This window comes from Colwellia sp. (assembly GCF_013214175.1).
Lineage (GTDB): Bacteria > Pseudomonadota > Gammaproteobacteria > Enterobacterales > Alteromonadaceae > Colwellia.
Genome location: NZ_JABSPA010000001.1, coordinates 732,789 through 749,235, shown reverse-complemented (window position 1 = coordinate 749,235; position 16,447 = coordinate 732,789). Strand labels below are relative to the sequence as shown.

Sequence of the window (16,447 nt, the reverse complement as noted above, 5' to 3'; positions counted from 1 at the left end):
GGTGGCACAAGAAATTAAAGCCTATAAAGACGATGTGGAATATTTCATGTGGGGAGCTGCCTCTATGGATTCTACAGCAAACTACGAAGCACGTGGCAACCCCTTAGTTGTTTCCTGTGAACTTTCTTTAGAAGAAGAGATTATTATTGCAATCAATAATAATGTTATTGTCAGTCGGTGTACGTGGGATGTAGAGCCTGATCCTCCCATAGATACCTCAATATATTATGACGATGATAACTAAACTGATAACGTAAAAAAGGAGTTTTAAAATGGCAAGGAATACTGCAACATTATCATCAACTTTAGCTGTACCCACACGAATATAAATTCAGCAATTAACGTTCTCACAGCATTATTAACCAGTTCAATTATAGCCTGCCGCAGTGTAATTATATTTCAAAAAGCAACGGTGATTTACTTGATTGTTATTTTTATATCAATACCTTATCATCGTAAACTTGATTTTAACGGACTAAGCAGTAAGTAGGAATAAGATGAATAAATACATTCTCTCAATTTTATTATTATTGTTTTCATATGGAGTAACTGCGATGAGTGTAAAACAGTGTCTTTTTTCAGAGATGACCGGGGTAATAAATTTTGAAGGTAAACCGATGGCTGGCGTTAAGCTAGTACGTATGGTGGACTATAACAAAGCAAAGTATGACGAAACAGTTACCGATGAAAATGGAAATTTTCATTTCCCTGTTATTTATAGAAGTAACATTGTTGGTATGTTTTTACCGATGCAATTTGTGGTAAATCAAAAAATCACCGCTTATAAAGACGATGTTGAATATTTAGTCTGGGAAGCCACCACAATGAATAGTACCGCAAATTATGAAGCGCGTGGTAAACCCTTGGTTGTTTCCTGTGAACTCTCTTTAGAGGAAGAAAGTTATATTAAAATTAGTAGGAATCTAATCTATGGCCACTGCACGTGGGATGTAGAACCTGATCCACCAGTAGATCCTTCAAGATTTGATGATGACGAAGAAGACGAAGAAGAAGATAAATAATATAAACTAAAAAGGATTTTAAAATGGCAAGGATTTCCGCAACACTGTCTTCAGAATTAGCCCGTGATGTTTACCCTATTGCTCGGTCTGGTTCAAAAAAAAGAGCTGTGAATTTATTAAAAGATAATTATGGTAATGCTATCGTTTTACTTGAAAGTAGTTTATTTAAAGGTAAAACAGGTGGCCCTGCTGGAATTAAAATATCCACTGGCTTTGGTTGTGTCGTTTTAGGTAATAATAAACAACACAAAGGAAGAGCATTTATTGTTTTTCGAGGCACCAAATTATTAGCCGATTGGTTAAGCAATTTTAATATAGCCCCGGCACGTAGTGAATCAGGTTATTCAGTACATGATGGCTTTAATGCGGCTTTTCATAGTATGAAACCGCAATTAATGGAACTTGTTAATCTCGCTAAAAAACAAGGTGCTACCTCTTTTCATTGTATTGGTCATAGTTTAGGTGGCGCATTAGCAACCTTATGTGCCAATTGGCTACAAAACCGTGGTGAGAGTACTTATCTTTATACCTATGGCAGCCCACGTGTTGGTTTAAATGATTTTTCTACGTACTTAACAACTCAAATGACAACTAAGCGTATTTATCGTGTTTTTCATAAAACCGATGTAGTGCCGATGATCCCAACCTGGCCTTATGTGCATATTCCTGACTCAGGTACCGATTACTGGCTACATTCGCCAGGTATTGTACCTGGCGCCAAATACCACGACATGGACGAATATTGTTTATCCGCTGACGGAAAAGCTTGGAATACTCTCGCGGGTAATCGACAAGCACATAAAAGTGATTTAAGTATTCAACAATGGTTGATGCAAAAAACACGTGCAACTTTTTCTATGGAGACCCTTCAGTGGTTACAGAGTGCCATTGTTTTTGTCGTGAAGAAAATATCAAGCGTTGCAGGTTCCTATGATAAGTTTACCGTTTTGGATCACCTTGCTTATGTACTCGCTAAAGGTATTAATTTAGCGGAGAAACTTTCTAGATGGGTAAAGTACTTTATTCACAAAGTAATGGAAGTATTGGGTTTAAAGCCATCCCCGCATGAAACTATTTTTAGTAAAAGTTTTATCCGAGATTTACTAGGTCGCCTTGAAAGAAAGGTATACCAGAGTGTGGACTCGGCATTGCGCTATGAAATGTAGTTTATTTATTTGATGATTTAAGTGGTTAAATACCTTTATTTAGCCACTTTTTCCATTTTTGTTAAATTACTAGAGAAATTACTAGGACACCCATTGTTAATTTATCTTCCCCTAAAAGAACTTATGAGACATAAAGCTTGGTATTAAGAGAATAGTCATGCCGGTATTGAATTGTGTTAATACACCTTACACATAAACAAGTGCTGACCACTTAATTAGGTGGTAAAAATGACTGTACCACTACACTTCTCAAACTGCTATAATTCGCGCCGTTAATTTCAATCAATAAAGTAACCCCATGACTGCAGCAGCACTAACCTTACCGAAAAACACACTAACACCTGCCCAAAAAACGCAATTTATAAAGTTAGAGAAAAAACTTAGGCGTAATGTTGGTCAAGCGATTGCGCAATACAATATGATTGAAGACGGCGATAAGGTCATGGTTTGTCTATCAGGTGGCAAAGACAGTTATGCCATGTTAACTATTTTAATGCTGTTAAGAGAGTCCGCTCCTATTCATTTTGACATCATTGCCGTTAATTTAGACCAAAAACAACCAGGCTTCCCTGAACATATTTTGCCAGAGTACCTAGATAAACTTGGCATTGAGTATCATATTGTTGAAGAGAATACCTACAGCATTGTTAAAGAGAAAGTACCTGAAGGTAAAACGACTTGCAGCTTATGCTCTCGATTACGTCGAGCCATTTTATATAAAACAGCAAAAAACCTTGGCGCAACTAAAATAGCGCTAGGTCATCATAGAGATGACATGATTGAAACGTTAATGCTAAATATGTTTTATGGCGGTAAGATGAAAGCAATGCCAGCCAAGCTTGTTTCTGACAATGGTGAGCATGTTGTTATTCGTCCATTAGCTTTTTGTAAAGAAAGTGACCTTATTCAATACGCTGAGTTAAAGCAATATCCTATCATTCCATGTAACTTATGTGGTTCTCAGCCGAACATGCAAAGACAAAATATAAAACATATGTTAAATGGTTGGAGTGAGCAGTTTCCGGGGCGAATAGAGTCTATGTTTACTGCAATGCAAAACATAGTGCCATCTCATATGTGTGACAGTAATCTATTTGATTTTAAAAGTATCGATAGTAACTCTGGCATTATAAATGGTGGTGATACCGCATTTGACGAAGTTGTCATTGAAACGCCAAAAGATTTATCGACTAAAGACTACCTTAATGATGCTCAGCAACTCAATGTTGTTGAAGTTAAGTAATACCAATTTCATTAAGTTATTGCTCACTTTTGCTGGTTAAAATACGCCTGATAAATATCAATAAATAAATTAATAAAAAAGCCCAACATCATAGATATTGGGCTTTTTTTTGTTCTCTTATATCAGACCGCTATTTAGGTTAATCCGCTAAAGCAGTCTGTTGGCCACTCGGCTCAACAAAGTAACTTTGGTTATGGCGTAACATATCTGTGATATCTAACACGTAATCCGCACCGCGCTCTGAATAAGGTAATAAGCCTGTTGCTAGAATTTCAGCATCAAGAGGTTGATCTTGCGCCCTTAATTCGGCACGAATTGTTCTAAATATATGATAAGCATTATGCTTATTTATATTATTAAAATATCCTGACACCGCAGCATCGACACTTTGAAACGCCGCAACTTCATGTTTAGCGCCCGTGTTACGACCACCTGGGACCATGCCACAACCGGTTCTATAACACCAAATGCCAAAAAAGTTTAAGCCTATACGAGCAAAACGAGATGTTCCCCAAGCAGACTCATTAGCCGCTTGCACCAAAACTAACGACGTAGGAATAATATCAACACGCATTAACAAATCATTGATTTGCTGCAATGTTGAAGCTTCCTTATTAATACGATAAGCCTTGATCAGCACTTGCAGTGAAATTTGCTCTTCATCTGTCAGCCCTAAACCTAATGATATTTGTTCATGCCAATATTCGAGCTTACTTCTATCTTGTGCTAACTCAGTATTTTTGGCATCAATTGCCGGGCGGATAAAAGCAAAAAACTGACGTTTTTTAGTGGGAATATCATAGATAGCAGCAAAGTCAGGTAAATCGACCTGATGTAACGGTGGCTCAATTACTTTTACTGGTTCAACTACGGGTACCTCGACCTCTACAACGACTAATTCAGTCTCTGCAACTATTACTACCGGCTTAGGCACTAAAAAAGTAAAGGGCGCTAGTGTCGCTACAACTAACGCAAGACATAATATAAAGCGAGTGAATAAAGTTCTTTTCATAAAAACTCCTTGTTTATGATGAAAATTAAGCAGAAAAAGTATCATCTGAGCCATTCTGGCCAGCGTCTTTATTCGTAGGATTTGTTAAGTCTAGAGCTGGAGTATTTTCATCAGAAAAGACACCAAATATTTCACGGTACAACACGCCTTTAACGTTGTAGTACCATGGTGCTAAATAAGATAAGCCAAATAAAAACACCATAATAGCAATCGGTGCCAAACTCGACTCTACTAATAAAATGATAGGAACTATCAGAGCGATTAATGACATGCTTAGCACTAAATAAATACCTAACAAAGGCATTACTTTAAAACGTAAGGCTTTAACCGATAAAATAATAGCTTGTACCGGCGTTAACTTTTTCTCTACCACTAAAGGTATGGTTAATGACAACATTACGGCCAATAACACCCCTGGGATAATTAACAATTGAAAGCCAATACTAATAAGAATAGAGGTTAACAGCGCACAAAGCGCAACCCAACTACCCCGATGTAAGAAAGACAATACCATTTTAAAGTTTGTTGGCTTATTAACGGCATGGTACACACCCATCATTTCTATGCCGGCGATAAATGGCCATACTGCCATAGTGACAATAACATTGATCAGCTGTAGTGCTTGAGAGCCTTCGGCTTGGGCATCTTGGAAAACTTCTTCAATTCCACCAAAAAAGCTACTGGCAATAAATGACACTATCATGCCAAAAATTAAAACTAAAAACAGTGCTAGGTTAATCGACATCCGCGACTTTAATGTCAGCTGCCACGCTTCCGTTAAAATAGCTTTAACATCAATTGAGTATTCGCCTTTTACTGCGCGCTCAACACTACCACCAATGGAATTCATTATATTTTTTTCTGGCAAAACTAACCCTTTTTAATACTGTAATACTACATTTGCGCTCTATTATACTGGAAATGCCAATAGATTGCTCATAGCGCTATTTAGCGATCAATTTAACAAGCAACTTAGCAAGCAAGTTGGCAGATAAAACAGCTTATTGAAGATCACTTAGCACCAACTGAATAGCGAGTATCAATAGGATTATTCCCATAACACGATCAAGAATATAGCCTTTACGTTGTAAGACATAACGTACTCTGTCTTGCGTAAGCATATAAGAAAGGAAGCAAAACCACGCCCCTGTAGCGGCAACTAGATAGGCACCATAAGCAATTTTAATACTCAACAATGTTTCAGGAGCAATAACCACTGAAAACAAACTAACAAAAAACAACGTCGCTTTGACGTTTAACGCATTAATTAAAAAGCCATTAAGAAAAGCACTTTTAGCCGACGGAGTCTTGGTAGACATATCGACTGTTACAGCATCACCCGGTGAAACCGTACTGTCATTGACATCTTTGCTTGCTGAGGTTGATAACTCGTTGCCAGGCTTTTTCGCTCTTAAACAATGCCAGGCGATATAACAAAAATAGCTAGCGGCAATGTATTTTAATGCGGTAAATAAACGCTCGTCGCTAGCAATTAATAGCCCTATTCCCACCAAGGAATAAGTGACATGCACAATAATACCTGCGGCAATGCCAAAACTAGTGTAAATAGCAATACGTCGGTTATAGCGAATGCTCTGTTTTAAAATAAGGGCAAAGTCGGGGCCAGGACTTGCTACGGCAAGAAAATGTACCATAGCGATAAGTAAAAATTGTTCTAAAGCAGGCATATTACCACGGGGAAAATTAATGAAACGTGCGTCATTTTACCTAAGAAATTAAATAAAGCGACCTAAGCTCACTAAAACATTCCATCCTCTGTGTAAGCAATTAGCTACTACAAATTGGCATTGGTATTAATCTTTACTTATGGGAGGTTGCACTAATATGCTGCGATAAAAGGCCCATAAGTCCTCAAAACACTTAAAACGGTACTCTTTTCCCTGATAACTGGTTCTCATACGCTAACCTCAAATGTGTATAACAAGTAAGTAACCTGAGCTCGGCTTAACAAATGTTTCTCTAGCAGCTATTTTTACTTACTTCTGCGTTACATTCACTTGCAATAGACCAGCTATTGACGCGTAAATTAGCCTTGAATTAAGGAAAACTATCAAGCTAGAGGTAGCACTAAGTATTTGGCTAATAGATTCAATTAGTTAAATATATCTTAAACCGAGTTCAGGTTAAGCAATGTATAAGTTTTAATCAATCATTAGGGTTAGCAAGATGTAATTTAAGGTACTGAATGGTTATCTATAAAGGGCTGGTTATCCGCCTATTTAGATAGCTGATTAGCAAAAGGCTATTTTTGTGGATGCTTTTGGTGAATACGCGTTAATACCGTTTGGAAAAAATCACTGCCCTTTTGCTCTGCTAACGCCATATTATTTTCAGGGATCTTTTCCGGCTCTTTATAAACCTTAAGCACTTTTGCCATACTCGCTTCACGAATAATATGCAGCATAGGGTAAGGAGAACGGTTAGTGAAGTTACTGGCGGCATCAAAATCATCATCGGCAAAACAGTACTCAGGGTGCATGGTTGCTAGTTGAAATACCCCTTCAAAGCCTGAATCAATCAATAAATCGTTAGCATAATCAACTAAATCAAGATAACGGGAAAAAATGCGAAAGCCATCACTATAGATGATTAAAGTGGTTTCAATATCGTCATGTTGTTGCAAATAATGACATTGCGCTAGCAATTCTTTAAGCGCTGGCTTAACTTGCTCAAGCGCTGACTGATGATAGCAAATGGTATTATTAACAAATTCTTTTTTAGCAAATGGACAAAAATTTAAGCCGATAATGATTTCATCTAACCATTGTTTGGTGGCGCTCACTTCAGCTGATTCTTGCTCAGCTAGTGCTTTCTCAGGTGCTTTCGGTTGTGCGCTTTGTTTAACTTCTTTATTCATAACGGAAACTCTACGTTTTTCTTTTATTTATAGTCTTAGTTTTGGTGCAAGTGTTAGTGCTAGCTCAGGATTGCTGTAACTGCCACATTTTACTGTATTGTCCTTGCAGCGCGAGTAGTTGTTGATGATTACCCTGCTCTACTATTTCACCATGACTCATGACAATAATATTGTCACTATCGACTATGGTTGACAGGCGATGAGCAATAACAAGACTGGTTCTGTTTTTAGCAACTTCATTAATGGCCGTTAAGATAGCTTGCTCTGAATGACTATCAAGGGACGAGGTAGCTTCATCAAAAACTAATATTTGTGGATTCTTCAATATGGTACGGGCAATAGCAACTCGCTGCTTTTCACCGCCAGAAAGTTTTAAACCGCGCTCACCAACCATAGTGGCTAAACCATCGGGCAAACTAGCGATAAATTCAGATAAATGCGCGAGTTCTATGGCTTTTAACACCTCGTCTTTACTTGCTGTTGGACAGCCGTATTGCACATTATTAAATAAGGTATCGTTAAAAAGTACGGTATCTTGCGGGACAATACCAATATGAGTACGTAGTGAATGTTGGCTCACTTTACTAATATCTTGCTGGTTAATTTGAATATCACCCGAGTCAACATCATAGAAACGAAACAATAACTTCACTAAGGTTGATTTACCCGAGCCACTTTGGCCAACCACGGCAACTTTTTCACCGGCCTTTATCGAAAAAGATATGCCCTTGATGATCGGGCGCTTTTTATTATAAGCAAAAGTAATATTATTAAAGACGATACTGGCCTGATTTTGACTATTATCGCCCGGCCCTGCCAAACGTAATTCTGTAGCATCTGGAACGTCTTGCACCTTGGCTGTTTTAGCCAATAAGCCAAACAAATTTTCTATATTAGCCAACGAGCCTTTGATCTCACGATAAACAAAGCCTAAGAAATTTAGTGGCATAAATAACTGCATCATAAAGGCATTGATAAGCACAAAGTCACCAAGGGTCATATTACCTTTGGCGACTTCGCTGGCAGCTAACGCCAGCATAGCTGTCATGGCAATGGCTATAATCAATGCTTGGCCACCGTTAAGGGCAAATAAAGATAAACGGTTTTTTATTTTAGCCTGCTCCCAAGTCGATAACTGCTCATCGTAAGCCTGGGCTTCATATTCTTCATTGGTAAAATATTTTACCGTTTCGTAATTCAGTAAACTATCAATAGCGCGGGTATTGCTTGATGAATCTGCTTGATTGGCCGCACGCACATAACGGGTACGCTTCTCAGTGGCAAAAATGGAATAGGCAATATAACTAACAATCGACGTTAAGGTAATTAACGCAAACCATATGCCGTAATTGACAAATAAAATGGTCACTACCATAACTATTTCAAGTAAGGTCGGTACAATATTAAAGACCATAAAGCGCATTAAAAAGTTGATACCGGAAGTGCCACGGTCGATATCTCGGGACAAGCCACCGGTTTGTCTATTTAAATGAAAATCTAAATCAAGGGCATGTAGGTGCCGAAATACTTTTAAGCCTATACGTCGAATAGCGCGTTCTGTAACCCGGCCAAATAAGGTATCTCTTATCTCGGCCAAAACCACTATCGACAAACGCACTAAACCATAAGCGGCCACTAAGGCTAAAGGTACAATTACCAGTGCCGAGTTTTGTTTGTCGGCACTATTAGCATCTAAGGTATCAACGATATCTTTAAGGATAAAAGGTAAATAAACGCTGGCAATTTTAGTGAATACTAGACACAACATAGCGAAAGCGATGCGTTTTTTATACTCAAATAAATAAGGTAAAATCAGTTTAAAAGCTTGCCAGTTGATAGATCTGACTTCTTGGTCGGGATAACTAGAGGGGCGCATAGCTTACCTTATGAGTAAAAAGCTTATAAATAAAAAACTTATGGGTAAAAAACTGATCAGTGAAAAGCTTATAAATGAAAAGACTATCAAAGAAACACTATGATAAAAGACAAAGGCAATATAACCTAATTTTTGTGTAATATATCTTGCATTACAAGGCCTTTCTTCCTTAGAATTCAAACTATTAAAAACTCTTTACCTTTAAACTTCGAGTCAGTTGCAGCTAAGGTCAAAAACGTCTATCTAAATTTCTAAGGAATAGAAATGTTAATGCAAGCCGGTGTGTTAATTGTCGCCATTATATTAGCTGTTTATTCAGCAAAGATCCTTGTTTCGGGTGCAATAAGCATTGCCAAACGCTTTGCCATTCCTGAGTTTATTATTGGCGCTTTTATTATTGGCTTTGGTACCTCGCTGCCAGAATTTGCCGTTAATATTCAAGCCGCCCTTGAAGGTAATACCGAGCTAGCTATCGCTAATATTTTAGGCAGTAACTTATTTAATACTTGTGTAACGTTAGGTTTACTCGGTTTATCTGGCCAATTAGTTATTAATAGCGATGTCAGAATTAAAGATGCTCCATATAATTTAATTGCCGCACTGATGATAGCGGTCTGTGGCAACCAGCTGTTTTTAGACCATATAAACTATCATCAGATCATGATGAGCCATGCATTAATTTTCTTATGCTTTTTTTGTATTTATGTTTATTACACCTTATTGGAAGTCAAACAAGGTGCTCCCCATAAGCAACCGCTGCATAAACATCATCATCAAGCGCTGAAAAGTGATAACAGCTCTTCCACCTCTAAGGCCTTTTTCTACATTATCGCCGGATTAATTGGTTTAGTGTTAGGGGGGGAATTAATCGTTAGCTCGGCAGAAAAAATTGCTCAGTTGTTTGGCTTATCAAATCGCTTAATAGGATTGTTGATTGTTGGACCTGGCACGTCAATACCGGAATTAATTGCCAGTTTAGTTGCCCTGCGTAGCAAAAGCACAGCACTTATCTTAGGAAATATCATTGGTTCAAATATATTTAATGTCTTCTTCACCTTAGGTATTACCGCGACTATTCAACCGGTGCCGTTAGACTTCTCGCTAAACCAAGCAGTGTTATTCAATGTCTTAGCGGCGGCGCTACTCGCCATAACCTTTTGGCTTGTTCCCAAAGAAAAAATAAGCAGAATAACGGCATCATTATTACTGCTTATTTATGTTGTTTATACTGTCTTGGCTATCTATCAGTAAGGAAGGCAATAAGGAAACGCAGTAACAAATAACAATAATGCCTGTCATTGATTGGCTTATTGCTTTGCTTTCTGATTAGCCTTCCGATTAGCTTACTGGCTAGTTACCTGACTAGTAATAGGCGAGTTCATTGACTAACTTTCCTGATGCTAGTAAGAACTATCAATCGGTATCAAGTACCTTACTCAGTATTTTCCCTTGGGCTCCTGACGGCGCCTTTATACCCAGTATTGCCGATAATGTCACAGCTATATCTGTGGTGCTAACTCGGTCATAAACAATGTCATCATCAATATTAAAACCGGCAAAAATTAGCGGCACAAAGGTATCATAACCCCAAGGTGAACCATGAGTAGTAGCGACCGTTAGCCCTTCCATATCGGCAACAAATCGATGTGCTTCAAGAACAATGTAAATATCACCAGAGCGGTTTTTACTGTGATTATTAACCACTAAAGTATGTAAATAGTTTTGTGGCGTATTACCTGATTCTATATCACTACTCGTAACAGCAAGGGCGACACCATCAAACTTTTCGACCTCCATAGCAACTGCTTTTTGCACTTGCTTGAGTGATAACTTACGTCTAGCTATTAAGTCTCTATCTAGGTAGATATAGGGATGAAAATAACTTTTAATGAGTGCCTTATCAAAACCAAACTGTCTTTTAAGGGCTTTCATGCCTGGCGATTTATCCCATGTTTTAGGCGCAACTACCTTAGTTTTCATACCAAGTGTTGATAAATATGCTGGTGCCTCAGCAGCGCCGTGATCGGCAGATAACACTATCAGGGTATTATCCAAACCTACTTTTTTATCAATAAAGCTTAAGAGCTTAGCAATGGTTTTATCAAGCCGGAGCATATTATCTTCAGCTTCTAAACTTGACGGACCAAACATATGACTTACATAATCTGTTGACGAAAAGCTCACCGACAAATAATCAGTAATATCATCTTGTCCTAACTGCTCGTTATTCACTATAGCTTTGGCAAAGTCGAGAGTTAGCTCATCCCCGGCAGGACTTAAGGTTAAAAAGGTATTGAAATAGCCATTACTCAAATCACCATATTGGTGGGGAAAAGTGCGGCCAAAACCTGGCAGTTTAGTTTCCCACGGTTGCTCATCTTGTTTAGCAAAGACATAGTTTTGTTTAGCTTGCATCAGCTGCCAACTTGCTTGATGGTATTTTTCAGTTGGCTTAGCGGCATTCCAATTTAAAACCCACTCTGGATAGTTATCATAGTAATAACTACTGGTAACAAACTCTCCTGACTTTTTAGAAAACCAGAACGCCTTGCCCATATGGCCAGCCATGGAAATAGCGCCACGGTCTTTGACTGATACACCAAAAACCTTAGCTTTACCATTTGAGGCAATCATTAACTCATCACTAAAGGTTGAGACTTGAATATTGCTTGGTGATCGGCCTGAAGATTTTGCCGTACGTTGCGTGGGATCAAGTTCTGTTTTTTGATTTACCCCAGCATTAGCTGATAGTAGTGGATAGCTTGAGTCTTCAACGTTATAAACAAGGCGCTGTAATTTATCATCAAACCAAACATTACCAATCATGCCGTGTACCGCTGGCAATGCGCCGGTAGCAAGTGTTGCATGACCCACTATGGTTTCAGTATTCGCGTGATTATGATGGGCATCTTTATAGACCGCTCCTTCATTTAATAGGTATTTGAAACCGCCCTTACCCATTCGTGCTAAATAGCGTTCAGGCATATCACCACGCAGTTGATCAACGGTAATTTGCAGAACCAATTTTGGTTTTTCCGCTGCATACAAATTTAGTGATAACAATAAGCAGGCACTAGCAGCGCTTCGTAACCATAACATTGCTTTTTTTTGTCTATGCATTTTTACTAACCCTTTATAATTTGTGAAGCTTAACTTAGCTGATAATAGCGAATATAGTGGTAATTATCAGCTATTAAATAGACCAAGACCTGCTTGAAATCCAATGTTTTTTTACATTTTTTAATACTTCCTTTAAATTCTATTTATAAATCAAAAAAGCTAGATTTATCAAGTTAGTTGTGTAATATCGATGGTGATAATAATTCTCATATTGTTACCACGCATATACGGAACAATATGTACCTCCACCGTGATAAGGAAAGAACATGGCAACTCAAAACAAGTTGAAGAAACTGGTTTTAGGTTTGGGATTAATTGCGGCGTCAAGTGCAGCAATAGCAACAACCGACACATCAAAACCTAATATTCTCGCAATCTGGGGCGATGATATTGGTACCTTCAATATTAGTGCTTATAATCGCGGCATGATGGGTTATAAAACCCCCAACATTGACCGAATAGCTAACGAAGGTATTTTATTTACTGACTCATACGGCGATCAAAGTTGTACTGCAGGACGTGCCGGTTTCATTACTGGGCAACATCCTATGCGTACCGGTTTAACTAAAGTTGGTTTACCCGGTGCCAAAGAAGGTTTGAACAAAAAAGATCCAACAATTGCAAAACTGTTGAAAGCTCATGGTTACATGACAGGACAGTTTGGTAAAAACCATTTAGGTGACCAAGATGAACATCTACCGACCAACCATGGTTTCGATGAGTTTTTTGGTAACCTATATCACTTAAATGCTGAAGATGAGCCAGAGCATCCTGATTACCCAAAAGATGCAGCCTTTAAAAAACGTTTTGGCCCACGCGGTGCTATTCATTCATTTGCCGATGGTAAAATTACTGATACTGGCCCGGTAACTAAAAAACGTATGGAAACCATTGATGAAGAGTTTTTAGCGGCTTCGCTAAAATTCATCGATAAGGCCCATGCTGCTAAAAAACCTTTCTTTGTTTGGTTTAACTCAACTCGTATGCACATTTGGACGCGTTTAAAACCAGCATCTGAAGGTATTACTGGCCAAGGTTTATATGCTGATGGGATGACTGAGCATGATGGCCACGTCGGTCAATTATTAGACAAGCTAGATACTTTAGGTATCGCTGATAATACTATCGTTATGTATACCACGGATAACGGTGCTGAATTAATGTTATGGCCTGATGGCGGTTACACACAATTTAGAGGCGAGAAAAACACCAATTGGGAAGGCGGCTACCGCGTTCCTATGATGGTAAAATGGCCGGGGAAAATTAAACCTAACCAGGTATCAAATGAAATCATTTCTACGCAAGATTGGATGCCTACTATAATGGCGGCAGTCGGCGATAACAATGTAAAATCAAAACTTAAAAAAGGCTGGACCTTTGATGGCACTAAATACAAAGTACATCTTGATGGTTACAACTTTTTACCGCATTTTTTAGATACCTCTAAAAAAGGTCCTCGCAAGGAGTTTATTTACTCCTCTGATACTGGTGAGGTTGTTGCCATCCGTGATGGTGATTATAAGTTTGTTTTTCGTGAGCAGAAATCTCATGGTTTGAATGTATGGCAAAATCCCTGGACTGTTCTACGTGCTCCGAAGATCTTTAATTTGAGAATGGATCCATTAGAGCGCATGGAGCATGACTCTAACGATTACGCTCGATGGTTTGCTGAACATATGTTCCTCATTGCCCCGTCGATGTATAAAGTAGCTGAATTTAAAGCAACCTTTAAAGAGTTTCCACAGCGTCAAAAACCGGGTAGTTTCGTGCCATAAACATTGCGCCATAAACAACAAACAGTGTTAACAAGTTAAGCATAAACTTAACAACGTAAGACACTAAATAATAGAGCCAGCAAATTCATTTTTGTTGGCTTTACGTTCCTTTAAAGTCAAAGCAAAGGTAAAAAAAGTCAAAGTTACATTTTTGATTTACTCTTTTAATTACACTTTATTTAGCCGTTAATTAAGCTTTATTTACTCGTTAACTTTCTTACCTTATGGCTGTTAATTGACTGCCCTAAGGTAAGAAATGTTTCTTTGATTTCAAACATGTTTTTTGATAAAAACATCTCCGTGTTACCTGTAAAAACACGGCGTATTTCATCACTTCTTGTCCATTGACACTAACGTTCAAGGAGGCAATAATTAGCGGTAATTTTTATGCATAAATTTTTTCAGTTTCCCAATATTTCACTCCCCTCAATTATGCCTATGAGTCAGTTAACGCTGCTTATTAGTTTGTTATCTGTAAGCTTTGTATCTAATGCAGATAACATAGCAGAATTAACAAAATCCCCTGCAACTAAAGTTGAAAGCACAGCAACAAAACAACGCGTATTTTCGTTACCAAAACCAATGTTTGATAATTTGATGAAAAACATGGTGCTAGTCGAAGCTGGCAGTTTTTCTATGGGCTCTGACTCACCTAAAGCTAGAAACCGAGAGCAACCTGTTAAACAAGTGACGATTGATGCTTTTTACATCGGTAAATATGAATTAACCCAAGACATTTTTGAAGAAATCATGGGCTGGAACAATAGTTTTTTCTCTTGTGATAAGTGCCCTGTCAATAACATCAGTTGGTTTAATATGATGTTATTTGTTGAACGTTTAAATACTGCCACAGGAAAAAAATTCAACCTGCCTACCGAAGCTCAATGGGCTTATGCAGCTAAAGGTGGTAACAAATCTAAAGGCTACAAATACAGTGGTTCAAATGACATCAATGACGTAGCTTGGTTTGCAAAAAACGCCAACAATAAAAGCCAGCCAGTAGGACTAAAGAAACCTAATGAATTAGGACTATTTGATATGACGGGAAACTTATGGGAATTTTGCCTTGATGATATGAGTAGAAATACTTATCGCTTAACAAAAAACCATAATCCTTTTTTGGGTGATAAAGACAACCTACGACGTAAAGCCCTAAAAGTAATTCGTGGTGGTGGTTATGAATTTTCAGCAGACGAGAACTTAGTCTTCATGCGTGATGGCGCCACCAATAATGTTCGTATGGCTGATATTGGTTTTAGATTAGTGATGAACATAGACAATGAACATACCAAGTAATGGACAAAGATTAGTGAGTAAACGGCTCTGCTGAGTCAATGAGCAATATTAATAAACAGGAAATTCTGATGACAGAAACTACCCAAGAAAAATCGAACGCACTAGCACAGTTACAGTTATTAAAAAAACAAATTGAACAATCGGTAATTGGTCAGTCCCATGTTGTTGATTCCTTGCTTATTGCTTTACTAACCAATGGCAATATTTTATTAGAAGGTTTACCTGGCACGGCAAAAACGCGTTCAATTAAAACCCTAGCGCGCTCTCTTAGCGTTGATCTTGGGCGTGTGCAATTCACCCCTGATCTATTGCCTTCTGATGTCACTGGCACCGAAATTTACCAAGAAGTAAATGGCAAGCCGATGCTCACTTTCCAGAAAGGGCCGATCTTTAATAACCTGTTACTGGCCGATGAAATTAATCGCTCGCCGGCAAAAGTACAAGCGGCGCTGTTAGAGGCAATGGAAGAAAGACAAGTTACTGTTGCGGGTAAAACCTATAAGTTACCCGAGCTATTTATGGTACTCGCCACACAAAACCCTATTGAGCAAGAAGGTACTTATCCATTACCTGAAGCGCAAATGGACCGATTTATCATGAAAATCAACCTTGATTACCCTGATGATGCCGCAGAAGCACAAATTATTAAGTTAGTACGCAGCGAAGAAAAAAGCGTGCCACCGGTGGAAAACATCAGCCCCGAGCATATTTTCACCGCCCGTGATGAAATCCATAATATCCACTGTAGCGAAGCCATTATTGATTATATTGTTGCCATTGTGATGACAACCAGAAAACCAGAACGTTACCCTGACTCACCGCTGCAGCAGTGGTTAACCGTAGGTTCAAGTCCTAGAGCGAGTATCGCCATTGATAAATGTGCTCGCGCACAAGCTTGGCTAAAAGGCAAAGATTATGTTGACCCTGAAGATGTACGCTCAGTCGCTCATGCGGTATTACGCCATCGCCTAGTACTGAGTTATGACGCCTTAGCCGATGGCATAACCGCAGATGCAGTAATTGATGAAATACTAAAACAAGTCGCTGTTGCCTAAGAGG

14 protein-coding genes are annotated in these 16,447 nt (G+C 38.5%); 8 read left to right on the top strand and 6 right to left on the bottom strand.

The genetic code is table 11. The features are described from left to right. From HRT55_RS03190 to ttcA, 4 genes are all read left to right on the top strand, one after another. A partial coding sequence (locus HRT55_RS03190) for a hypothetical protein (RefSeq protein ID WP_291618784.1) occupies positions 1–244 on the top strand: 244 nt, incomplete at its 5' end. Positions 245–497: 253 nt separating this feature from the next. Next, the gene (locus HRT55_RS03185; protein WP_291618783.1) at positions 498–1,022 is read left to right on the top strand and encodes a DUF6795 domain-containing protein; all 525 of its coding nucleotides are present in this window, start codon (positions 498–500) and stop codon (positions 1,020–1,022) included. Positions 1,023–1,045: 23 nt separating this feature from the next. After that, entirely contained in the window at positions 1,046–2,188 is a 1,143-nt protein-coding gene (locus tag HRT55_RS03180; protein ID WP_291618782.1) for a lipase family protein, read from the top strand. Positions 2,189–2,486: 298 nt separating this feature from the next. Next, positions 2,487–3,431, top strand: coding sequence for a tRNA 2-thiocytidine(32) synthetase TtcA (gene ttcA / locus HRT55_RS03175; protein WP_291616779.1), 945 nt, complete (start codon positions 2,487–2,489; stop codon positions 3,429–3,431). Between the two features lie 139 nt (positions 3,432–3,570). On the opposite strand, the gene HRT55_RS03170 is transcribed toward ttcA, so the two are convergent. The 5 genes from HRT55_RS03170 to HRT55_RS03150 all read right to left on the bottom strand — a co-directional run bounded on the left by HRT55_RS03170 (position 3,571) and on the right by HRT55_RS03150 (position 9,197). After that, positions 3,571–4,443, bottom strand: a complete 873-nt coding sequence (locus tag HRT55_RS03170) for a glucosaminidase domain-containing protein (protein ID WP_291618780.1) — start codon at positions 4,441–4,443, stop codon at positions 3,571–3,573. Between the two features lie 25 nt (positions 4,444–4,468). Then, the gene (locus HRT55_RS03165) at positions 4,469–5,311 is read right to left on the bottom strand and encodes a hypothetical protein (protein ID WP_291618778.1); all 843 of its coding nucleotides are present in this window, start codon (positions 5,309–5,311) and stop codon (positions 4,469–4,471) included. A gap of 133 nt (positions 5,312–5,444) precedes the next feature. Next, on the bottom strand, positions 5,445–6,131 hold the full coding sequence (locus HRT55_RS03160) for a LysE family translocator (RefSeq protein ID WP_291618777.1): 687 nt from the start codon (positions 6,129–6,131) through the stop codon (positions 5,445–5,447). A gap of 575 nt (positions 6,132–6,706) precedes the next feature. Beyond that, positions 6,707–7,321: a DUF1415 domain-containing protein gene (locus HRT55_RS03155; protein ID WP_291618776.1), complete on the bottom strand. Its 615-nt coding sequence runs from the start codon at positions 7,319–7,321 to the stop codon at positions 6,707–6,709. A gap of 64 nt (positions 7,322–7,385) precedes the next feature. Next, positions 7,386–9,197 (bottom strand): ABC transporter ATP-binding protein/permease, encoded by a 1,812-nt coding sequence (locus tag HRT55_RS03150; protein WP_291618775.1) that lies wholly within the window; start codon positions 9,195–9,197, stop codon positions 7,386–7,388. Positions 9,198–9,461: 264 nt separating this feature from the next. On the opposite strand from HRT55_RS03150, the gene HRT55_RS03145 reads away from it, so the two are divergent. Beyond that, positions 9,462–10,448 carry a calcium/sodium antiporter gene (locus HRT55_RS03145; RefSeq protein ID WP_291618774.1) on the top strand — a complete coding sequence of 329 codons (987 nt, stop codon included), beginning with the start codon at positions 9,462–9,464 and terminating at the stop codon, positions 10,446–10,448. Positions 10,449–10,610: 162 nt separating this feature from the next. Here HRT55_RS03145 and HRT55_RS03140 read toward each other — a convergent pair whose 3' ends face one another. After that, positions 10,611–12,317, bottom strand: coding sequence for an alkaline phosphatase family protein (locus tag HRT55_RS03140; protein ID WP_291618773.1), 1,707 nt, complete (start codon positions 12,315–12,317; stop codon positions 10,611–10,613). Positions 12,318–12,583: 266 nt separating this feature from the next. Here HRT55_RS03140 and HRT55_RS03135 point away from each other — a divergent pair, with 266 nt between their 5' ends. The 3 genes from HRT55_RS03135 (at position 12,584) to HRT55_RS03125 (ending at position 16,443) form a co-directional block, all read left to right on the top strand. Next, positions 12,584–14,092, top strand: a complete 1,509-nt coding sequence (locus HRT55_RS03135; protein ID WP_291618772.1) for an arylsulfatase — start codon at positions 12,584–12,586, stop codon at positions 14,090–14,092. A gap of 387 nt (positions 14,093–14,479) precedes the next feature. Continuing rightward, positions 14,480–15,388, top strand: coding sequence for an SUMF1/EgtB/PvdO family nonheme iron enzyme (locus tag HRT55_RS03130; RefSeq protein ID WP_291618770.1), 909 nt, complete (start codon positions 14,480–14,482; stop codon positions 15,386–15,388). A gap of 38 nt (positions 15,389–15,426) precedes the next feature. Next, positions 15,427–16,443: a MoxR family ATPase gene (locus tag HRT55_RS03125; protein WP_291618768.1), complete on the top strand. Its 1,017-nt coding sequence runs from the start codon at positions 15,427–15,429 to the stop codon at positions 16,441–16,443. The last annotated feature ends 4 nt before the right edge of the window (positions 16,444–16,447 follow it).

Excerpts from the sequence above, each read along its gene's own strand:
- HRT55_RS03185 (WP_291618783.1), top strand. The coding sequence starts at position 498 with ATGAATAAATACATTCTCTCAATTTTATTATTATTGTTTTCATATGGA.
- HRT55_RS03180 (WP_291618782.1), top strand. The coding sequence starts at position 1,046 with ATGGCAAGGATTTCCGCAACACTGTCTTCAGAATTAGCCCGTGATGTT.
- ttcA (WP_291616779.1), top strand. The coding sequence starts at position 2,487 with ATGACTGCAGCAGCACTAACCTTACCGAAAAACACACTAACACCTGCC.
- HRT55_RS03170 (WP_291618780.1), bottom strand. The coding sequence starts at position 4,443 with ATGAAAAGAACTTTATTCACTCGCTTTATATTATGTCTTGCGTTAGTT.
- HRT55_RS03160 (WP_291618777.1), bottom strand. The coding sequence starts at position 6,131 with ATGCCTGCTTTAGAACAATTTTTACTTATCGCTATGGTACATTTTCTT.
- HRT55_RS03155 (WP_291618776.1), bottom strand. The coding sequence starts at position 7,321 with ATGAATAAAGAAGTTAAACAAAGCGCACAACCGAAAGCACCTGAGAAA.
- HRT55_RS03150 (WP_291618775.1), bottom strand. The coding sequence starts at position 9,197 with ATGCGCCCCTCTAGTTATCCCGACCAAGAAGTCAGATCTATCAACTGG.
- HRT55_RS03145 (WP_291618774.1), top strand. The coding sequence starts at position 9,462 with ATGTTAATGCAAGCCGGTGTGTTAATTGTCGCCATTATATTAGCTGTT.
- HRT55_RS03140 (WP_291618773.1), bottom strand. The coding sequence starts at position 12,317 with ATGCATAGACAAAAAAAAGCAATGTTATGGTTACGAAGCGCTGCTAGT.
- HRT55_RS03135 (WP_291618772.1), top strand. The coding sequence starts at position 12,584 with ATGGCAACTCAAAACAAGTTGAAGAAACTGGTTTTAGGTTTGGGATTA.
- HRT55_RS03130 (WP_291618770.1), top strand. The coding sequence starts at position 14,480 with ATGCATAAATTTTTTCAGTTTCCCAATATTTCACTCCCCTCAATTATG.
- HRT55_RS03125 (WP_291618768.1), top strand. The coding sequence starts at position 15,427 with ATGAGCAATATTAATAAACAGGAAATTCTGATGACAGAAACTACCCAA.